Genomic DNA, 19,181 nt, shown 5'->3' on the forward strand with positions numbered 1-19,181 from the left:
TTATTCGAAACGGCGTGACAGCTTTGATTATGTCACCGAACATAAGAATATGTTGGCGACATAAGTCGACGCGCGCGCAAAGCGCTCAGTTTTTCAGCTTTTCCGCACGGCGGATCGTGCTGGATGCGGTCTCGGTCCGCGCCGGCGTCCGGTTTGCCGCCGTCAGCATCATGGCGCAGGCGTCAACGATGCGTTCGATCAATGCCTCGACGTTGTCGAGGTCGCATTTGCCTTCCGATAATTTCGTCAGGCGTTCGGTATCGCGAATGGTTTGATGCGCCATTGCGAGCGCGAAGTGCAGGCCCCAATAAAGGTCGGCGTCGTCGCAATCGGGCAGGGCGCGCCGTATCGCGGCGGCGAACTTCCGCAAGTGATCGATTTCGCGATTCTTGATGCGGCGGATCGGCGGCACCGATTCGATCGAGGCGCGGATCATAAAATGCGCGGCGGTGGATTGCTGGTTGTCCGGACCGAGGCACCCGCGCAGGGTCGGGCCGACTAGCGCGCGCAGGATCGCCTTGACGTCGGCGCGTCCATTGCCGGCGGTTTCGGCTTCCTTCAGCTCGGTGAGCCGCGCGCGGTTGGTGGCGACGCCGCGGGTGACGAAGAGTTCGGCGATCAGTGCGTCCTTGGAACCGAAGTGATAGTTCACCGCCGCGAGATTGACGCCGGCCGCCGCCACGATGTCGCGCAGCGTCACCTCGCCGAAGCCACGCTCGGCGTAAAGGCGCTCGGCGGCGTCGAGGATCGAGGCGCGGGTCTGGTCTGACGGCATGACGGCTTTGCGGGGTTGCAATTCAAACAGTTGTATGAAACTATGGTTTGAACGCGGCCATGTCAATGCGCCAGATATCCGGCTTCACCGCCGGATCGACGTCGCGCTTTGTTGTGGTCTCGCGAAAACTCTTGCCGAGAACCGGCGGCGGGCAGAGAGTCGCCGCCAATCAATTCACCTAAAATGACGGGGAACGCCAATGGACTTCACGATGTCGGAACGCCAGCACGAATGGCTTGGCCGTGTGCAGTCATTCATGAAGAACCACGTCCGCCCTGCGGTGCCGGTCTACCGGAAGCAGGACGAGGAGGGGCCGCGCTGGAAGGTCATTCCGGTCGTCGAGGAACTGAAGAAGAAGGCGCGCGCCGAAGGCCTCTGGAACATGTTCATGCCGCCGTCCTCGCATGAGGATGACGAATTCCGCGGTGCGGGATTGTCCAATCTCGAATATGCGCCGCTCGCCGAAGAGATGGGCCATATCGGCTGGGCCTCGGAAGTGTTCAATTGCTCGGCGCCCGATACCGGCAATATGGAAGTGTTCATCCGCTACGGCACCAAGGAACAGAAGCGGAAATGGCTGCGCCCCCTGATGGACGGGGAAATCCGTTCCGCCTTCCTGATGACCGAACCGGCGGTGGCTTCTTCCGACGCCACCAATATCGAGACCCGGATCGAGCGCGACGGCGATCACTACGTCATCAACGGCCGCAAATGGTGGTCGTCCGGTGTCGGCGATCCCCGCTGCAAGATCGCGATCCTGATGGGCAAGACCGACCCGAAGGCGGCAAAACATCAGCAGCAGTCGCAAATCCTGGTGCCGCTGGATTCACCCGGCATCACCATTGAGAAGCTCCTGCCGGTGTTCGGTTTCGACGACGCGCCGCACGGCCACGCGCAAGTACTGCTCGAGAACGTCCGCGTGCCCGCCAGCAACATGCTGCTTGGCGAGGGCCGGGGTTTTGAAATCGCGCAAGGCCGGCTCGGGCCGGGCCGCATCCATCACTGCATGCGCACCATCGGCAAGGCAGAAGAAGCGCTGGAAAAGATGGTGAAGCGGCTGTCGTCGCGCACCGCTTTCGGCAAGAAGATCATCGAATATTCGATCTGGGAGCAGCGCATTGCAGAAGCCCGCACCGAGATCGAGATGAATCGTCTGTTGTGCCTGAAGGCCGCCGACATGATGGACAAGGTCGGCAACAAGACCGCCCAACTCGAAATCGCCATGATCAAGGTCGCCGCGCCCAATATGGCGCTCAAGATCATCGACCAGGCGATCCAGGCCTTTGGCGCCGCCGGCGTGTCCGACGACGCTGGCCTGGCGCGGGATTATGCCTCGATGCGCACGATGCGGTTGGCGGATGGTCCGGACGAAGTGCATAATCGCGCCATTGCAAGGCTCGAACTTCGGAAGTATGCCAACGCTCCGAACTCATAATCAGCGCCCTCGGGGGCGCGCCCCCGGGGGAAACTGACCGTGGCCGAAGGCGTCAGGAACGACGAAGAGTTTTCCGGAACCAAGCCGGTCGAGGAACGGCACCGGATCGACGAGGTGCGCCTCCATGACTGGATGGCGCAGCATGTCGAGGGCTTTCAGGGGCCGCTGACCGTCCTGCAATTCAAGGGCGGCCAGTCGAACCCGACCTACCGGCTCAATACGCCCTCGCGTTCCTATGTGATGCGGCGCAAGCCGTTCGGGAAACTGCTGCCGTCGGCGCATGCGGTCGATCGCGAATTTCGCGTCATCTCCGCGCTCGGCAAGCAGGGCTTTCCGGTCGCGAAAGCCTGTGCGCTCTGCACCGACAATGCCGTGATTGGCGCGGCCTTCTACATCATGTCGATGGAGGAGGGGCGGGTGTTCTGGGATCCGACGTTGCCGGCGCAGCCGCCCGCGACGCGTCATGCGATCTTCAAGGACAAGATCGAGACGCTCGCCAAACTCCACACCTACGATCCGCAGGCCATCGGCCTTGGCGAGTTTGGCAAGCCCGGCAATTATTTTGCGCGCCAGGTCGATCGCTGGACCAAGCAGTACCGCGCCTCGGAGACCCAGCACATCGAGGAAGTCGAGAAGCTGATCGAGTGGCTGCCGCGCACCGTACCGCAACAGGAGCGCGTCTCGATCGTTCACGGCGACTATCGCCTCGACAACATGATCTTCCACCCGACCGAGCCGCGGGTGATTGCGGTGCTGGACTGGGAGCTGTCGACGCTCGGCGATCCCATGGCCGACTTCACCTATCTGTTGATGCAGTGGACGATGCCGGGTCTCGCCAACGCCGACTTCAGGGCGCTGAACATTCCGACGCTGGAAGAAGCCGCCAAGATCTATTGCGACGTCACCGGCAGCGCGGTGCCCGATCTCAACTGGTACTTTTCCTACAATCTGTTTCGGCTCGCCTGCATCACGCAAGGCATCGCCGGACGCATCCGCGACGGCACCGCGGCGAGCGCCAAGGCCAAGGAGTCGGCGGCGCGCACCGTGCCGCTGTCGAAGGCTTCCTGGGGCTACGCGCAGAAAGCGGGCGCGGTGTAATACCGCGCCCATACTGATCAACGCCACTTCGCTCGTTCGCGAATTCCGGCCAGCGCCGTCCGCGCGCCAGTGATCACTTCGGCCGTATCGAGCGCCAAAAGCTTGCCGCCCCGCTTGAGGATGCGGCCGTCGACCACGACGGAGTCGACGTTTTCCGGTCCGGTCGCTTCCAGAACCAGATGCGCCGGATCGGTCACGACCGCCATGTTGAGCGCGTTGGGGCTGATCATGATCAGGTCCGCGCGTTTTCCCGGCTTGAGCGAGCCGACCTGGTCTTCGATCCCCATGGCGCGCGCGCCCTCGATGGTGCCGAGTTCGAGCGCCCTTCGCGCCGTCATCTTGAACTCGCTTTCGGCCCGCGCATTTTCGGAATCCCGCGCAAGCTTCAGCACGCCGAACATGTTGGAGCTTCCGGTCAGGGCCGAGGTGTCGATCGAGATTCCGATCGGGATGCGCTTGGCCAATATTTCGGAGATCGGCGGATAGCCGTAGCCGATCCGCAGCTCAGATCCGGGCGAGGTTGAAATCGAGGCGCCTGTCTCCTCGATCATGTCGAGTTCCGCCGGCGTGACGGCGAGCGCATGGACCAGTTGAACGTCCTTGCCCATTAATTTTGATTTGTAGAGAAGCTCGACCTGGTTGACGGCGCGATGCGCGGCTGCCGCCACATGCACGGTGATCGGCAGGCCGAGCTTGCGGGCATTGTCGAATTCCGGCTGGTAGACTTCCGGCTTGATGGGACCTGCGCGAAATTGCCCGCGCCAGCCCATGCCGAGCGTCAACAGCCCCTCGTTGGAATAGCTCTTCCAGTTTTTGGCCAGCGTTTCGATCGGCGCCTGATCGGCCGATTGGGTGTCGGGCAGGCCTTGCGGCCAACCGCAGGAATGGCGGGCGCGGATGCCAGCCAAGCTAAGCGCGCGAATATCGGCCTCCGCATGCGCCGTGCTTCGCACATTGTGACACCAGGAGTGCACGAAGGTCATGCCGGAGTTGATGGCCTCGGCCGCCGAAAGCCGCGTGCTCTGGAAAATATCGTCCGGCGTCATCTGCTGGCCGAAGCGGGCCACCGTCGGGAAATAGCCTTCTTCCTGCTTGTCGCCGGCAAAGCTGCGAAAGATCGTATTCCACATATGCCAGTGGGTCTCGACGAGGCCCGGCATCACGATCATGCCGCTGCCGTCGATCGTCTCGCCGCCACTGACGCCCTGGCCGACGGCGACAATCTCGCCATTTCTCACATGCACCGAACCGCTGGTGAAGTCGCCGAAGTCGCGCTCCATCGTCATCACATAGGCGTTGGTGATGGTGAATTCGCCGCGCGCGGGAAGCCGCGGCGAGGCGGTTTCACCGCGCGGCGTCTGCGCCATCAGCGACGGCGAGAGCAGCCCCGTTGCGCCCAACGCGGCCGCGCCGCGAATGAAATTTCGCCTGCAAATCTCGCACATAGCCCCTCCCGGAAGGATCGGCGTATCGCCGACCGCAAATGACGGATTTGGTTTGGATGTCCGTCGTTGGAGGGGATTGTGACACCAAATGGCGGCCGTGACGACCGGCTTTGGCCCATCGGTGCAGCCGTCATGCCCCAGCCTGGCGGCCGCCGGCTGTCACAAATCTCCTGTCGTGATTCGCCATATTTTGTGACAGAATTAATACGGATAGATGTCGGTTCGATTAAATACGGAGCCGTTGATGAGACTGGAATCTCGGGCGCAGCCACGTTCCCTGGCGTGGTCCAACCCTTTGTCGTGGTGGTGGGCGATGCTGACGCTGGTCAGCGGCGTCAATATCGCAGCCTGGATCCTGATGTACAGCGAGCTTCACGCCGCCGGTACTTCCGGCCACGTGCCCGGCATGGAGATCATGCTCCTGCTCAGCGCCGCTTATGTCTTTGGCTGCGCCTTCCGCTCGATGTTGCCGCGCGCCGATGTGCAGCGGATCTGTTTGTTCGACACCTGGCTGTCGAGCGTTGCGCTCGGCCGTTCGGTCGCGACCGTGGCCGAAGTGGCCTTCGCCGCGCAGTGGACCATGATCCTGTTGCAACTGGGACAGATGTCGGGGGCCGAGACCGCGTTGAACGCGGCGTGGGTGATCGTGCCGCTGATCCTGATTGCGGAATGCTTTTCGTGGTACGCGGTCGTGACGACGAAATATCTTTACAACGCCATCGAGAATTCGCTCTGGGCGGTTGCATTCTTCATCGCGGGCGTCGGGCTTTGCCGATTGTTGCCGGAGTTCAACGGCGCCGTGCGCGTGGCGCTCGGTGTCGCGGTGGTCGGCATCGCATTTTACATCGTGTTTCTGATCACGGTCGACGTGCCGATGTATCTGAAGCGTTGGCGGGCGGATGTCGCCGGCGGTAACAAGATGTTGAGTCCGCTGGAGGGACTTCGCGACGTCAGCACGCGCTGGATCGTGACGCACGACATTTCGGAGTGGCGGGAAGAAATCGCATGGATGTCGCTCTATTTCAGCGCTGCTGTGTGGGCGAGCCTCGCGCTGTGCGTGTTCTACGCAGCAGAGTTCCGGTTCTGACATTCGTACGGTGTCGCGGCGTGTTCCTTTACGAATGTCAGAACCAAAGGAACGCTGCTAAATTATGGAATTCTAGTGCGGTTTTAGATTTGACATTCGCTTAAGCACTCGCGGAGCCACCGGGCGAATGTCAAATCTACCGCACTAGTGAAGGCCATGTCGTCGGGTAGGAAATTACCCGACGTTTTCAGATTTCTGAAAGCAATTCGCCGGTGAGGCGGCGCAAATGCGTTGCAATCCGGGCAGCGCATTCGGCGTGACGCGATTTGTGATTCATTTCGGCACACGCGCCATAACGCGTCGCAACAGATTCCCATTTCGGTCTCAAATCCGCCCTCGACTCACATCAGTGTCGCTGCCGGTGGAGAACTGGGGACATGTTTTCGGCTAATAGTTATTGGGGAGTTGGCCATGGTACCCGTACAACCGCTAGACAACGCACTGAAAGAACTCGATGGGTCGACATTTGGGCCTGACGATTTTACCGACGAGGATTATTCGGACGATGACGTTGTGTCGTTGCTCGAAGAAAATGCAAGGCTGCGCAAGCTCGTAGTCAGGCTTTCGGAGATTGTGCTCCGGAATGTCGCGGACCAAAAATAACAACTAACTTCCGCTCAAAATATCGTCACCTCTACTCGAAGCTCGCCTGCCTCTTCAGAATAACCGGTCCGACGCTAGTCGGGCGCCTTCTCTCAAAGCGGCGAGCTTCGCCCACACCACATCTTCCGCAACACGTCCAGCACCGGCTGAGGTATCAAAACCGCAATCGGTGCCGGCCATCACGCGCGCGGGATCGCCGAGCACCCTGGCGACCCGCTCGATACGCTCGGCGATCACCTCCGGGTGCTCGACAAAATTCGTCGTTGAATCGATGACGCCGGCGACCACGACCTGGTCGTCGGCGATCGCTTTTCCCTGGAGACAGCGCACTTCGTGCGCGTGGCGGGGATTGGCGAACGGCAACACCAGCGCGCCGACATTCATCCGGACGATCAGGGGCAGGATCGTCTCCAGCGCCACGTCGCGGTCGTGCGGTCCCTCATAGTTGCCCCAGCAGACGTGCATACGGACCCGTTCGCGCGGAATGTTGCGCAAACCATCGTTGATGGCGGCGACCACGCGTTCGACAAAGCCCAGGAAATCGCCGAGCGGCCGGTCCTGAAACGAGATGTGATGTTCCAGCGCAAGATCAGGGCAATCGAGCTGAAGCAGAAAGCCCTGATTTGCAATCGCTTCATATTCGACCTGAAGCGCGCGGCCGACCGCGGCGAGGTAGGCGTCGTCGGTGTCGTAATGCTCGTTCTTGATCGCCGCCACCACGATGCCGGGGGAGGGGGCCGTTAAAAACGCTTCCACGAAACCGCTTTTGCCGTCGCGCTTGCGCGCCTCCAGCGCCTCGCGAAAATCTGTGCATTCGCGTACCGCCTCAGTTGCGCCGACATAGTTGATCTCGCCGATCACTTTCGGCGGCGCAAAATTGCTGACCATTTCCTTAGCCGAGTTTTGCTGCTCGAGCGATCGCTTGAATACCGGATAGCCCTCGACGTCGGCGCGCGGCCAGCGCTTCCACGATCCGCCAAAGCCGGTCATGCGGTGGCGGACATGAAGGAAGAAGCCTTCGCGCTGCTGCTCGCCGTTGTTGCCGATGTCTACCCCGGTATCAATCTGCCTGGACACTATTTCCAGCATCGAGGCGTGACCGGCCTGCTCGATCTCGCTCGCATCGACGCTCTCGCCGCGCGAGCGCATGGCGTAGAGTTTCGTCAGCGCGGGCGGCCGCGGCAGGCTGCCGGTGTGGGTGGTGAGAATGCGGTTCTTGCTGCGTTCCATGATGTCCGTCGCTCCGATGGCTTCTTATTATTGTTGTTATTATTGTTGGCTATTTGACGCCGGTTAATTGCATCCATTCTTCCGGCAATGGTTTTTCCTGCTTCTTCATATCAGCTTCCAGCTCGGCGACGCGCTTGGCAGATGACGTCATGGCCTGTGCCGCGGCGCCGTAGCGCTCGACGGTGCGTTGCAGCGGAAAGATGAACTGTCCGGCAACGACCTTGAACGAACCCAGTTCGCTAGACAGGAATGCGATGTATTTGTCGTAGGCGCTATAATAGTCGGCGCGCGCCGCCAATATGAGCGAGATGGCATTGAGCGCCTTGGCCTGTCGTTGTGTAACACCATCCAGAACCTGGCTGGCGATTTCCTTCGGGACATGAAGCGAGACGGTGGCAGAATCGATCTGAGCGCGCTCGGCCTTGAAGATCGCGGCGTAACGCGGAAGAAACGCCCGCGCATTGGCTTCCGCCGTCTTCAGGTCACGACGGAAGGCGTCGAGCTCGTCACGGGTTACCGAGCCGAAATTCGGTTCCTTCGAAACTCGCGCCGGTTCGATCTGGGCCGCCAACTGATCGATGGCAGCTTTCGTGTCGTTAGTTATCCTGAGTGTCTGCGCCATCAGCTTGAGGAGGCTGTTCGAAGGGTGCTGCTTGAGCGCGCTTTCGAGCTGGCTGGGGTTGCCGATCCCCTGCAACGCCGCCTGGCCCTCCTGGGTCGAAAGGCGCTGCTGGTACTTGCCGAGATCGATCGACAAGGAGGCGGCCACCGTCAGCAGTACCAACAGCGAGATCACAGCTATCAGGATGCGGGCGGAGCGTTGGGACATCGGATCAATCGCCAGGACAAACGAGATTTCTGGTGTCGGTGAAAATACACCTGTTGTTGCGCCGCATCGAACTGCCCAAGAGAGATGGCCAAAGAGGTGACCAGAAAACCTTGCCTGTGATACTGTCGATGTCAGTTTAACTCAACGATAACAAGAGCGCCTGTTCTGCGCCGTACGAGAGAATGCCATGCCTTCCATCATATCGGGTTTTGGACGCGTTGCCGCCGCGGCGCTTGCCGGTTTTCTTGCCGTCGCCGGCATCACGTCCGCCAGCGTCGCCGAGCCTTTGTCGCTGGTGACTGCCGCGATCGAAAAGCAGGGTGGAGCGAAGAAGCTCGCCGAAATCGCCACCTTGTCGATCGCCGGAAAGCACAGGCATTGGGATCCCCAGGAGACGCCGGAGCCGGATATCGGCAACCGGCTCGGCGGGGACTCGCGGTTCACGCTCACGATGGACGTCGCGCACGATCGTGAGCGTTACGACTGGGTTCGGTTTCGTATCGCGCCGATGAAGCGCACCTTCATCTATTCGGAAGTGTTTTCGGACAGGCTCGGTTACGTGCTCGGCGAAGACAACATCGTGCTGTCGAAGCAGGCCAAGGAAACAAATCCCTCCCTGCACACCATGAGCGCGTCGCGGGTGATCGCGAGCCTGCGCGAATTCCACCGGCTGTCGCCGCGGCTTCTGCTGGAGATGAAAGACCATCCCGAGCGGCTCGCAGCGCTGCCGGACGAGACGATCGACGGCAAGGTCCTTTCCGTCGTGTCCTACAAGGCCGACGACGCCGAATGGATCGTGCTGTTCGGCGACGATGGTTTACCGGCCCGCATTCGCACCGTCGATGCGGACGGTGTCTGGGGCGATTGCAACTACGACATGATCCTGTCGGACTGGCGCGAGGTCGATGGCGTCCGGTTCGCGTTCAACCAGTCGTTCACCCTCAACGGCCATGAAATTCAGCACATCACGATCGAAGATATCGTCCTCAATCCCGTGCTTGGTGCGGACCTGTTCCGGATTCCAAAAATCGTGACTGATACGTCCGCGAAGCAGAAAGCGCCCGAGCAGGTCAACTATCAATGGATGCTGCGGCGGGCCAACTGGGGCTCGTTCATCGATTCCGATCAGTTGGCCTTCGATCCCGCGGTGGTGCCGGGAAACATCTGGACCCAGGTCAAACCCGGCATCTGGCACATCACCGGCGGCAGCCACCACACGATGGTGGTCGAGATGAAGGATTATCTCGTGGCGTTCGACGCACCGATCGCTAACGAAATGTCACGCATGACGATCGCAGAAGCCGCTCGAAGGTTTCCAGGCAAGCCATTCAAATATCTGGTGTTGACGCACCACCATATGGACCACGTCAACGGCGCGCGGGTGTTTGCCGCAAAAGGCGCCGATCTCGTCTTCCCGACGGGCGACCGGCAATATTTTGCCGCCCAGATGCAGGCGCCCAATCGGGTGCGCAACGACGAACTGTGGCAGAAGCCGCGCGAGGTCGGCCTGATCGAAGTCAGCGAGAAGACCACGCTGACGGATGGGGTGCGCCGGATCGATCTTTACGCGATCGCGAGTTCTCACGCCAAGAGTTCGCTGATCGCCGTGATTCCGGATGCAGACTTCGGCTGGGTCGTCGATCTCTGGTCGCCGACCCGCGATATTCCCGGTGCGCTCGCCTCGCACCGCGAGTTTGTTGCGGGCCTGCGCAAGTTCGGCGTCATGCCGACGTTGTGGGCCGGCGGTCACGGCACGGGCGCTGCGCCGATCAAGCCGCTCGTGGAGGCACTGGATAAGGCCGACAGGAGATAGGCAGGATTAGGGGCGCTAGGTCCGCCTGGCTTTGAAAGAGAGAATTTTGAAAGAGAGAATGAAGTCTTAGGTGTCAGTCGAGACATCATCCCAAGCTTGTTCCAGGTATCCAATAAGCCAGTTCAAAGCGTAGTGCCTTTCTTCTGTCACGTCAGGGTTAAGAGCTGCCGGTATCTGCTGTCCTTGGAGACGGGCGCTTCTAACAGCCCAGTGGTACCTGTAGATCAGGTCGGCCTGATCAAGAATGTCGGCGATCGGACGAAGTTCGGAGTCTTCGATGAACTGAGAGGTTGTCCTTTCGGTCATCGTCGCTACGGCGAATTTCACGTCGCACATCCGAACCGGTTTGCCCAGTTGGGCCACGAAGCCCAATGCCCAAAGCAGGGTCGAGGCGGCCTCATACCTCCAAATGAATTGAACCCGATCGTGCTGCGAGGGGGAATTGTCGAGGACGAAGGCGAGTTCTTTGGGAGTCAGATGTGGCTGGAGTTCGTATGATTTCAGAACCCGTTCCACTACGTCTTCCTCAAGTCCTTCGCCCTTTGCAGCAACGACAAGTAGACAAAGGGCGCGCAGCGCGACCTCTTCTTTGGACCGATTAAGCACCTCAGCCGTCGTCTCAATAACGGGTAAGGAGGCAAGGACAGGTACGCCCTCGGCTTGAAGGACGGTTTCTGATCTGAGCTTTCGGTCAATAGCTTCCGCTGAGATCTCTCCATTCTCAGCTGACGCGCTTTCACCTGTCACGCCAATCCCCCACGCTTGTCAAACCTACAATATCACGAAGCCTCCTCGGCAGCGACAAGATCGAGCATCCCAATCGCGTCTGTCAGACGACAGGCCCTGCCGCAACGAAGTCAGCGAGAAGACCACGCTGACGGATGGGGTGCGCCGGATCGATCTTTACGTGATCGCGAGTTCGCACGCCAAGAGTTCATTGATCGCCGTGATCCCTGATGCAGACTTCGGCTGGGTCGTCGATCTCTGGTCGCCGACCCGCGATATTGCGGGCGCGCTGGCCTCGCACCGCGAATTCGTCGCGGGCCTGCGCAAGTTCGGCGTCATGCCGACGTTGTGGGCCGGCGGTCACGGCACGGGCGCTGCGCCGATCAAGCCGCTGGTGGAGGCGTTGGAGAAGCTTGATAAGAGATAGGTGCGATCCAGCGGTAGGCCACGATTGAACTGTTTTGCGCAGCCTGCCAGTATCCTCCGGCTCGGTACATGCCAGCTCCAACAGGATCACCCATGTCCGCGACCTTGGCTCCCCTGGATGAGACCATCACGATCGCGGAACTCACGCGCGATCCCTATCCGATCTACCGACGCCTCAGAGGCGAAGCGCCTGTTTTACGGGTTAAATCCGTGGGTCGCACCTTCCTCACCAAGGCGGCCGACACCAAATACGTGAAGGACAATGCGGCGTTGTTCAGCTCCGACGACCCGAACACGCCTATGAAGCGTGCCTTTCTAGCTCATACGTTGATGCGAAAGGACCATGACGAGCACCGGGCCGAACGCATGGCGATGATGCCAGCGCTGATGCCGAAGACGATCGAATCCGTTTGGGCGCCGCTGTACGAGAAACTGGCCGCAGCCTATCTTGACCAGCTGCCGCGCGGTGAGGTGGTCGATCTATTTCCCGCTCTTGCAGGACCGCTTGCCGCGCGGATTCTGGCGCATGCGATGGGCGTTCCCGACGCGAGCGATGCGGACATGCAGCGATGGTCGCAGACGTTGATCGACGGCGCCGGCAATTTTGGCTGGACGCCGGGGCCTTTCGATGCGACCGACATAGCCAATGCGGAGATGGACAAATGTATCCGCGCCAACGCCGAACGCGTGCGGGCCGAGCCGGATTCCTCAGCGCTCTCCTTCATGGTGAACGCGAAGAATCCGATTCCGGAAAGCCAGATGATCGCCAATGTAAAGATCGCGATCGGCGGGGGCATCAACGAGCCGCGCGACGCCCTGCTGACGATCCTCTACGGCCTGCTGACAAATCCAGATCAGCTTGACGCCGTGCGCGCAGGCGAGAAATGGCGCTCCGCCTTTGAGGAAGGGGTGCGGTGGGTGGCGCCGATCCAGGCGAGTTCACGGCTCGTTATGGAGGACACGGAGATTCGCGGCTTCTTGATTCCGAAGGGGGACACCGTGATGACCATCCAGGCTTCGGCCAACCGAGACGAAGACGTCTTCGAAGACGGCGAGAATTTCAATGCGCTCCGCGAGCCCAATCCTCACCAGGCCTTTGGCAACGGCCCGCATCATTGCGCGGGGGCGCACCTGTCGCGGCGAACCGTTGGCGCCATCCTGTTGCCAATGCTGTTCGAGCGCTTCCCGAATATGACCTTGGTTGATCCCGCGAGCGTGCGCTGGCACGGATTCGGATTCCGCGGCCCGCTCAATCTGCCGTTGCTCATGCAATAGAACCAGCGCCAGGGCAGGCATTGGGCTGCCCCAGATCGTCCGCAAGTCCCCCACATGCGACAGCCTCCGGCAAGCGAGGGCCATTCATTATTCACCGCTCCGCCCGCGCTCGTGGCTCGTGAAGGCACCCGCGACAACGTCAAAGCTTCGCATAATTGGCTTCCACACCAACGCCGTCAGATACCGTTTCCTCATTTCCGGCGGCGGCATAGGAGCGGCTGCGGCGCGCTCGGACCAGGCGTCGCCTGGCTGCGGCGCATCTGGAGAGAGACCGCCGCGCTCGGGCACCGCGCGGTTCGGGTCAGGCACGACCGTCGCCACCTGGACCGACCTCGGCGTCACGACCGCGTTGCTCTTCAAAGGGTTCTTGTCGCGCGGGACCAGCCGATGCGCCGCCGGCGAAGCGGGCTTGAAGTACTTCCCAGGAGACGGCGGCGGTCCTGCCTTCTCACCACTGTTCGTATCGGCATCACGGTCGGCGACCGTGGTCGCCGTAACGGTGGCGATGACAACCGACGGAGTCTTGGACGCCACGACACGTTCCGGTGCGCCCTCGGGCCCGGCGCTTGCCGGCTCCGCAGCGACCGGCGCCTTCGCAGGAACTGCGCCCGGGAAATAGTGGTGCGTGACATAAGCGGTAGTGACCGTTGCAACGACAGAAAGGAGAAGGTCCAGCAGAAACTTTGACGCAAATTTCCGCATTGCCGCTCTCCTTTTCGCGTTACGGCTTCTGATTGGTGAGATGCAGATCGCTCAGCGCGTTCGGAAGGCTGCGCATGATGAGATCGACAATCGCGCGGCGCAGATTCTCGTCCTGCTCATCGAAGTCAGCGTCGACGAGCCGGCTCGGGCCGGGCAGCCTGACATTCGATGCGTTGTCGAGCGGCCCGGCGGCAAGTTTTTCGATGATGTCGAATGTCTTGCCATCGACAACCCTGATCTCGTAGAGCGCATGAATCTGGCGATATGAGTCCAGAACCGCGCTGTAGGTAATCAGGCCGAGGCCCTCCACCTTCCGGTTGCCGCCGCCGAAATACGCCTTGGCCTTTGTGATCACGACATAGGCGTCAAGCCCTTGTGGTGAGATCTCGGCCTGAACCAGTTTCTTGAACGGATCGCCGCGAACGAGATTGACGGCAGTGACCGGTGACTCCTGGATCGCCGCGAAGGCGGCGCGGGTGTAGGTGACCTGCTGCACCTGGAAACGGCCGCTCAACGCCGCCGTCACCTGCTGGACGACCAGGTCGTCCAGACCCCATGAGCCGATCGGCACGCTTCGAGGGCTGTTGTCCAGAACCATAAACCCTGCCTTTGCAAAGGTGAATTGATCGCCGATCGCCGAGACGATGCCGACGGTCTTGACCGACTTAAGCTTTGCGTCGCGTGTCTCGAACAACGCAAGCGCGCCGCTCGTCAAGACAAGAAGCATGACCATCGTAAGCCCCGCGTATCGACAGCTGGTGCGCATGGTGTTCCTATTGAATTTTGAAGTCGAAGGAGTAGGACGCGCCGATGCCGACGGTCGTCTGGTTCACCGAACCGCGTGCAGTTACTAGCGGGCTCTTTGCGGCGTCGCCGAGCAGTCGATCGTATTCGATGTAGGAATGCACCTCCCACTGCGGATTGATGCGATACTTGACCTGTGCGCCAGCGCCGGCCGACTGTGCGCCGCCCTTGGCGTCGAACACCGGAAGCCCAGTCGCCATCGCTTGAACGGCGTCGATACCGAAATAGGGCGAGACGGCCTTCGTGCTTTCCAATGTGAAGCGCGGGCCGGCCGAAACGGTTATCGCCCGCGTCACCGGCACGATGAAATCCGCCGAAAAGTCGGAGACCACGCCCTGATGGCCTCCGAAGCCCTCGCGGGTCTCGTTGCGCACGCGAAACCAGCTGACGGGAAAATATTCGATGAAGCCGCCAAGCTCGAACGCAGCCTTGACGTCGCCGAGACCGCTGAGCTCGGAATAGCTGCTAGCCTTTCGCGACGACACGAACTTGCCCACCGCGCCCACGCGCAGATCGCCGAAATCGATCAACGCGATGCTTGCGTTATCGCGTGGGCTACGAAACTGATCCACCGAGCCGGCGCGACGGATGGAGAAGATCGGGACCGGGCTGAACAAGCTGTGGTTTGCTCCCTCAAAGTCCGGGCTGTACTGGCCTTCCGCGCCGATCATGACGGTCCAGTTGCCGGACACCGGTGGTAGCAACGGCAGCTCAAAAGGGGGCGCCGGCAAGGTGAATGCCGTTTGAGCTGATGCGCTGTCGAAGACGGTCACCGTCGCGCTGAAGGCTGCGAACGTTGCAGCGAAAAGGGTGCGCTGCGCGCCGCTTGTGGAAAAGCGGAAGGCGGCTTCGATGGCATACTTCATTTGAGGGGGCCTCAGGCCAGCTGATGTGGATTCGAGCCCGCTCCAAATCGCTGACCAACATTGCCCCAAGATTGCCGACCCGAACGTCCGCCGTTGGCGTCATCGAACCGCAGCCAAACATTGCCCGAACATTGCCCGAGCCGAAGCTAATCGTTTTTCTTTATGCGGGACCGGCAGATATCCAATCTGCCCGCAGCTTGCCTTCGCCAGTCCGCGTGCCGTAAGTGAAAGTGTCCATCCAGCCTGAAGCGCCACAATCGGGCCAAAGAGGGAGTGTCACGATCCTCGGTTCCGCTGCCGCCTCTTGCTAGAAAGACCCATGTGCGCTCACTCGTGATCGAAGACGAACCGCAGATCGGCGCCTATCTCAGCCGCTTGCTGATGCAATTGCACAGCGTGGTCGACACCGTCGGCTCGGTTTCGGATGCGCAGCATGCGCTCAGCAATTTCAAATATGATCTGGCGATCGTCGACCGTATGCTGCCCGACGGCGATGCACTTCAAATCGTCACCGCGTTGAGCCAGCTGCCGGAACGGCCGGCCATCATCATGCTCACCGCGAAAGATACCAAGGAAGACGCGATCGAGGGCCTCAACGGCGGAGCGGACGATTATCTCGGCAAGCCGTTCGAGCCGGACGAATTCATTGCCAGGGTGCGTGCCGTGTTGCGGCGGCCGCGGCTTCTTGTTCCACAGGTGCTGGCGTTCGGAAACGTCGAGCTGCACCTCGGTAGCAATGAGGCCGTCGTTGCCGACAACAAGGTCCTGTTGCGGCGGCGCGAAGCCATGATCCTGGGCGCACTGTTGATGCGGCGCGACCGCGTCGTCACCCGCGCCGCCTTGATCGATGAGATCTACGGCTTCGATGACGAGATCGAGTCTAACACGCTCGAAGCGCAGGTCTCGCGGCTTCGCAAGAAGCTCAGCGAGCTTGGCGGCAACGTCGAGATCCGCAGCATGCGGGGCATCGGCTACATGCTCAGGATGGCTCAGAGCCGATGAGGTCGATCGCCAGGACCTTTGCCGTTTCGCTCGGTTTCGCCGCAACGGCCATCTTCATCGCCACGATCACCATCTCCGTCTGGCAGGTCCAGCTGCGGGAATCCGAGCCGATTGCTTGCAGCGTCGCGGCGGGCATTCTCTACGACGCCGCGGTCGTCGACCCCGGCCGCGCGCTGACGATCCACTCCACACGGCGTGTCGAGGAGCTGAAATCCAACAGCCCGAACCTTTGGTATGTCGTGTCCTACGCGAACCTGACCAGCGAGTTCGAGCGGGAACGCAGACCCGCTTTGCCATTCTCGCTCCCCTATCGAGGGCCGATCGGTTTCTCGGTCCTCAATGCGCTCGACCAAAAAAGCACGTTCTGCCTCGCGGTCATCCGGTGGGGCCCCGGCGATCTGGTGGTGATGATCGGAGAGGCGAAAGTCCGCTTCGGTCAGATTTTGAGATCGTTCGTCTTCCGCAATGTCTTCCCGCTTTCGCTGGTGGCCTTTGCCTTTATCCTGATCGTGACCATCGGCGCGCTGCTGTCGGGGCGTTTCGTGGCCCGCGGCATCGAGCGCGTCACGCGGCGTGCGCTCGCGATCGACCCGGCGGCGCCGCAGGGATCGATTGCACTCGATGAGGTCCCCGTCGAGCTCAAGCCGCTGGTCGAGGCGTTGAACCGCGCCTTCGACGAGATCAGCGCCTACATCAAGATGCAGCGCCGTTTTCTCGGCAATGCGGCCCATCAGCTGCGGACGCCGCTCACTTTGTTGCGTGCCAAGATCGAGGATGTGGCCGAACCTCAATTGAAAGTCGCGCTTGTTCGCGACGTGCGCCGCCTGACGTCGCTGGTCTCGGCCATGCTGGACCTAGCGCGGCTGCAAAATCATGCGATCGAAAAGCAGCCCATTGACCTCGCCGTCGTGACGCTGGACGTGCTTGCCGATTTTAGCCCCTCGGCGCTGGACGCCGGGATCGAATTGTCGCTGGAGCAGCCCGAGGAAGGTGCTGTTGTCGTGCAGGGTGTGGAGGCTGCGATCCGCAGCGCGTTGGCGAATCTGGTTGGCAATGCCTTGATCCACGCGCGGGGTGCCAAGCGTATCACCGCGACGTTGGGTTGCGGCGGCGTGTCGATCCGTGATGACGGGGCTGGAATCGCCCCTCACTCTGACGGCAAGCTGACCGAGCCATTCCGAACCGGCAACCTTGCAAGAGAAGGCGCAGGCCTCGGCCTCTCCATCGTTCAGGAGATCATGGCGGCCCATGGCGGCGAGTTGATCATTACGTCGGCTCCGGGAGGCGGAACGACCGCCAGCCTGCGCTTTCCGGAAGCCGATCGCGAAAGGCCCCACCCGGCAAGATCGCTCGGTGTTGAGGTCAGCTAAATTTGGCGGAGCGCGCGAACTTCAGATCACGACCGGAACTAGATCAGCTTGCCCGCATAGGGCATCGACGCGGTGAGGCCGCCATCGACCGGAAAAGCCTGGCCGTTGACATAGGATGCTTCGTCGCTCAGCAAAAACAGGCCCATCGCCGCCAGTTCATGCGGCTGACCGGCGCGCTTCAACGGATTGAGCTGACCGATCTTGTCCTGCGTGCCGCGCTCTTTGGCGCGGTCGAACACCGGCTTGGTCATGCCGGTCTCGATCAGGCCGGGGCACACCGCATTGATGCGCACGCCGGTGCCGGACAACGAATAGGCGGTGGTTTGCACGAGGCTGATGACCCCGGCCTTGCTCGATGCGTAGGGATGACCGCTGGCGCCGGATTTCAATCCCGCGACCGAAGCCGTGCAGAGGATTGCGCCGTGGCCCTGTTTGATCATGTGCGGGCTTGCGTATTTGATCGCGAGAAACGGCCCGATCAGGTTGATGCGCAGGATTTCCTGCCAGTGTTCCACGGTCTGTTCGGCGATCGGCACCAGCCCGCCGCTGACCCCGGCATTGGCCCAGATCGCATCGAGCTTTCCGTAGGTGGAGATGGCCTTGTCAATGAAGGCGATCACGTCCTTTTCGGAACCTGCGTCCGCAAGAACCGCCTCCGCCGTGCCGCCGGCCTTGCGCACCTGATCGACCGTGTCCTTCACGCCCTCGGAGCGATCGACCGCAATCAGCCTGGCGCCTTCCTTGGTGAAGAGCAGCGAGGCCGCACGTCCGATGCCGCTGCCGGCGCCGGTGATGATGACGGATTTGCCTTCGAGCCGGCCCATGTCGTTTCCTTCAGCTTGTTGAACAGCTTTTCGCCTTGCGGAATTTCTAACAAAGTTTCAAACGTCGAAGTGACTTGAGGCCCGAGGGCTCTCTGACGTACCAACGACATTATGTAAGGGTTTTCACGATGTCCAATGCCGGCAAATCAGGAGTCATTACCACGCGATGGTGGTGGGTTCGCCACGCACCGGTGCGCTCCGACGGCGGCAATATCTATGGCCAGACGGACATCGCCTGTGATACCGGCGATCGCTACGTGTTCGAGGCGGTTGCGAAGGTCTTGCCGCGGAGTGCGGTCTGGGTCGCGAGCAGTTTGATGCGCACGCACCAGACGGCGCAGGCGATCTGGGATACCGGCTTTCCGAAACCGGCGACCATGGCGAAGGAGGTGGCCTTCGCCGAACAGAATCTCGGACGATGGCAGGGGATGAACCGTGCCGCGTTTCACGCCAGCCGCCCCGCCGGCAGTGGCTGGTTTGCCGATATTGCCGAGCCTGCGCCCGGCGGCGAAAGTTTCATGGATCTCTACAATCGTGTCTGTGGTGCGATCGCGCGCATCAATGCCGAACATGCCGGCCAGGACGTGATCGCCGTCGGCCACGGCGGCACGATCAAGGCGGCCATCGGCCTTGCGCTCGGGGGCCAGCCTGAAAAAGGGCTGGCCTTTGATATCGATAATTGTTCGGTAACGCGGCTCGATCACATCGCAAGCCCCGCCGTGAATGTCTGGCGCCTGCCGATGGTCAACCAGCAGCCGTGGATGGCGGAGGCAGCCCACGAGGCGATGCATCCGCCGGCGGGGCCGGAAGTGGCGACAAGCAAGCTTGCCTAACCAGCGAATAACAAGCCGGCGCGAAAAGTCGCCGGATC

At 61.1% G+C, this 19,181-nt stretch carries 19 protein-coding genes; 9 read left to right on the forward strand and 10 right to left on the reverse strand.

The window, feature by feature from the left end:
* Window positions 1-85 precede the first annotated feature (85 nt).
* Both BUA38_RS29480 and BUA38_RS38555 read right to left on the reverse strand, forming a co-directional pair.
* Window positions 86-775, reverse strand: a complete 690-nt coding sequence (locus tag BUA38_RS29480) for a TetR/AcrR family transcriptional regulator (protein ID WP_072823511.1) — start codon at window positions 773-775, stop codon at window positions 86-88.
* 40 nt (window positions 776-815) lie between these two features.
* Window positions 816-944: a hypothetical protein gene (locus BUA38_RS38555; protein ID WP_276328148.1), complete on the reverse strand. Its 129-nt coding sequence runs from the start codon at window positions 942-944 to the stop codon at window positions 816-818.
* Between the two features lie 30 nt (window positions 945-974).
* Between BUA38_RS38555 and BUA38_RS29485 the strand changes: the two genes are divergently transcribed.
* A complete protein-coding gene (locus BUA38_RS29485) occupies window positions 975-2,210 on the forward strand; it encodes an acyl-CoA dehydrogenase family protein (RefSeq protein WP_072823513.1) in 1,236 nt (411 codons plus the stop codon).
* A 39-nt stretch (window positions 2,211-2,249) separates the two neighbouring features.
* Window positions 2,250-3,308 (forward strand): phosphotransferase family protein, encoded by a 1,059-nt coding sequence (locus BUA38_RS29490; RefSeq protein WP_072823515.1) that lies wholly within the window; start codon window positions 2,250-2,252, stop codon window positions 3,306-3,308.
* A 17-nt stretch (window positions 3,309-3,325) separates the two neighbouring features.
* On the opposite strand, the gene BUA38_RS29495 is transcribed toward BUA38_RS29490, so the two are convergent.
* The gene (locus tag BUA38_RS29495) at window positions 3,326-4,753 is read right to left on the reverse strand and encodes an amidohydrolase family protein (protein WP_083587832.1); all 1,428 of its coding nucleotides are present in this window, start codon (window positions 4,751-4,753) and stop codon (window positions 3,326-3,328) included.
* A 358-nt stretch (window positions 4,754-5,111) separates the two neighbouring features.
* Between BUA38_RS29495 and BUA38_RS29500 the strand changes: the two genes are divergently transcribed.
* Window positions 5,112-5,840, forward strand: coding sequence for a hypothetical protein (locus BUA38_RS29500; RefSeq protein WP_425304992.1), 729 nt, complete (start codon window positions 5,112-5,114; stop codon window positions 5,838-5,840).
* Between the two features lie 657 nt (window positions 5,841-6,497).
* Here the strand turns inward: BUA38_RS29500 and BUA38_RS29510 are convergent.
* Complete coding sequence (locus BUA38_RS29510; RefSeq protein WP_072823521.1) at window positions 6,498-7,673, reverse strand: hypothetical protein; 1,176 nt, start codon at window positions 7,671-7,673, stop codon at window positions 6,498-6,500.
* Window positions 7,674-7,722: 49 nt separating this feature from the next.
* Window positions 7,723-8,502 carry a hypothetical protein gene (locus tag BUA38_RS29515; RefSeq protein ID WP_072823523.1) on the reverse strand — a complete coding sequence of 260 codons (780 nt, stop codon included), beginning with the start codon at window positions 8,500-8,502 and terminating at the stop codon, window positions 7,723-7,725.
* 187 nt (window positions 8,503-8,689) lie between these two features.
* Here BUA38_RS29515 and BUA38_RS29520 point away from each other — a divergent pair, with 187 nt between their 5' ends.
* Window positions 8,690-10,315, forward strand: a complete 1,626-nt coding sequence (locus BUA38_RS29520) for an MBL fold metallo-hydrolase (RefSeq protein ID WP_072823525.1) — start codon at window positions 8,690-8,692, stop codon at window positions 10,313-10,315.
* Between the two features lie 66 nt (window positions 10,316-10,381).
* On the opposite strand, the gene BUA38_RS29525 is transcribed toward BUA38_RS29520, so the two are convergent.
* Complete coding sequence (locus tag BUA38_RS29525) at window positions 10,382-11,062, reverse strand: DUF4272 domain-containing protein (protein WP_072823527.1); 681 nt, start codon at window positions 11,060-11,062, stop codon at window positions 10,382-10,384.
* Window positions 11,063-11,201: 139 nt separating this feature from the next.
* Here BUA38_RS29525 and BUA38_RS29530 point away from each other — a divergent pair, with 139 nt between their 5' ends.
* Together BUA38_RS29530 and BUA38_RS29535 are read left to right on the forward strand one after the other, a co-directional pair.
* The gene (locus BUA38_RS29530) at window positions 11,202-11,468 is read left to right on the forward strand and encodes a hypothetical protein (protein WP_072823528.1); all 267 of its coding nucleotides are present in this window, start codon (window positions 11,202-11,204) and stop codon (window positions 11,466-11,468) included.
* Window positions 11,469-11,560: 92 nt separating this feature from the next.
* Window positions 11,561-12,742, forward strand: a complete 1,182-nt coding sequence (locus tag BUA38_RS29535) for a cytochrome P450 (RefSeq protein WP_156898797.1) — start codon at window positions 11,561-11,563, stop codon at window positions 12,740-12,742.
* An 87-nt stretch (window positions 12,743-12,829) separates the two neighbouring features.
* Here the strand turns inward: BUA38_RS29535 and BUA38_RS29540 are convergent, their stop codons facing one another.
* From BUA38_RS29540 to BUA38_RS29550, 3 genes are read right to left on the reverse strand one after another with little or no spacing between them, the layout of a single operon-like run.
* Window positions 12,830-13,444, reverse strand: coding sequence for a hypothetical protein (locus BUA38_RS29540; protein ID WP_072823531.1), 615 nt, complete (start codon window positions 13,442-13,444; stop codon window positions 12,830-12,832).
* Between the two features lie 19 nt (window positions 13,445-13,463).
* On the reverse strand, window positions 13,464-14,177 hold the full coding sequence (locus BUA38_RS29545) for a hypothetical protein (RefSeq protein WP_156898798.1): 714 nt from the start codon (window positions 14,175-14,177) through the stop codon (window positions 13,464-13,466).
* A 40-nt stretch (window positions 14,178-14,217) separates the two neighbouring features.
* Window positions 14,218-15,114: a MipA/OmpV family protein gene (locus BUA38_RS29550; protein WP_072823535.1), complete on the reverse strand. Its 897-nt coding sequence runs from the start codon at window positions 15,112-15,114 to the stop codon at window positions 14,218-14,220.
* A gap of 321 nt (window positions 15,115-15,435) precedes the next feature.
* Here BUA38_RS29550 and BUA38_RS29555 point away from each other — a divergent pair, with 321 nt between their 5' ends.
* On the forward strand, window positions 15,436-16,116 hold the full coding sequence (locus tag BUA38_RS29555) for a response regulator transcription factor (RefSeq protein WP_072823537.1): 681 nt from the start codon (window positions 15,436-15,438) through the stop codon (window positions 16,114-16,116).
* Window positions 16,113-17,486: a sensor histidine kinase gene (locus BUA38_RS29560; protein WP_072823539.1), complete on the forward strand. Its 1,374-nt coding sequence runs from the start codon at window positions 16,113-16,115 to the stop codon at window positions 17,484-17,486. The genes BUA38_RS29555 and BUA38_RS29560 overlap by 4 nt, the downstream gene beginning before the upstream one ends.
* A 38-nt stretch (window positions 17,487-17,524) precedes the next feature.
* Here BUA38_RS29560 and BUA38_RS29565 read toward each other — a convergent pair whose 3' ends face one another.
* Window positions 17,525-18,310 carry an SDR family NAD(P)-dependent oxidoreductase gene (locus BUA38_RS29565; RefSeq protein WP_072823541.1) on the reverse strand — a complete coding sequence of 262 codons (786 nt, stop codon included), beginning with the start codon at window positions 18,308-18,310 and terminating at the stop codon, window positions 17,525-17,527.
* A 128-nt stretch (window positions 18,311-18,438) separates the two neighbouring features.
* On the opposite strand from BUA38_RS29565, the gene BUA38_RS29570 reads away from it, so the two are divergent.
* Window positions 18,439-19,143, forward strand: a complete 705-nt coding sequence (locus BUA38_RS29570; RefSeq protein ID WP_072823543.1) for a histidine phosphatase family protein — start codon at window positions 18,439-18,441, stop codon at window positions 19,141-19,143.
* Window positions 19,144-19,181: the final 38 nt, after the last annotated feature.

It is taken from the genome of Bradyrhizobium erythrophlei, from assembly GCF_900142985.1.
Classification (GTDB): domain Bacteria; phylum Pseudomonadota; class Alphaproteobacteria; order Rhizobiales; family Xanthobacteraceae; genus Bradyrhizobium; species Bradyrhizobium erythrophlei_B.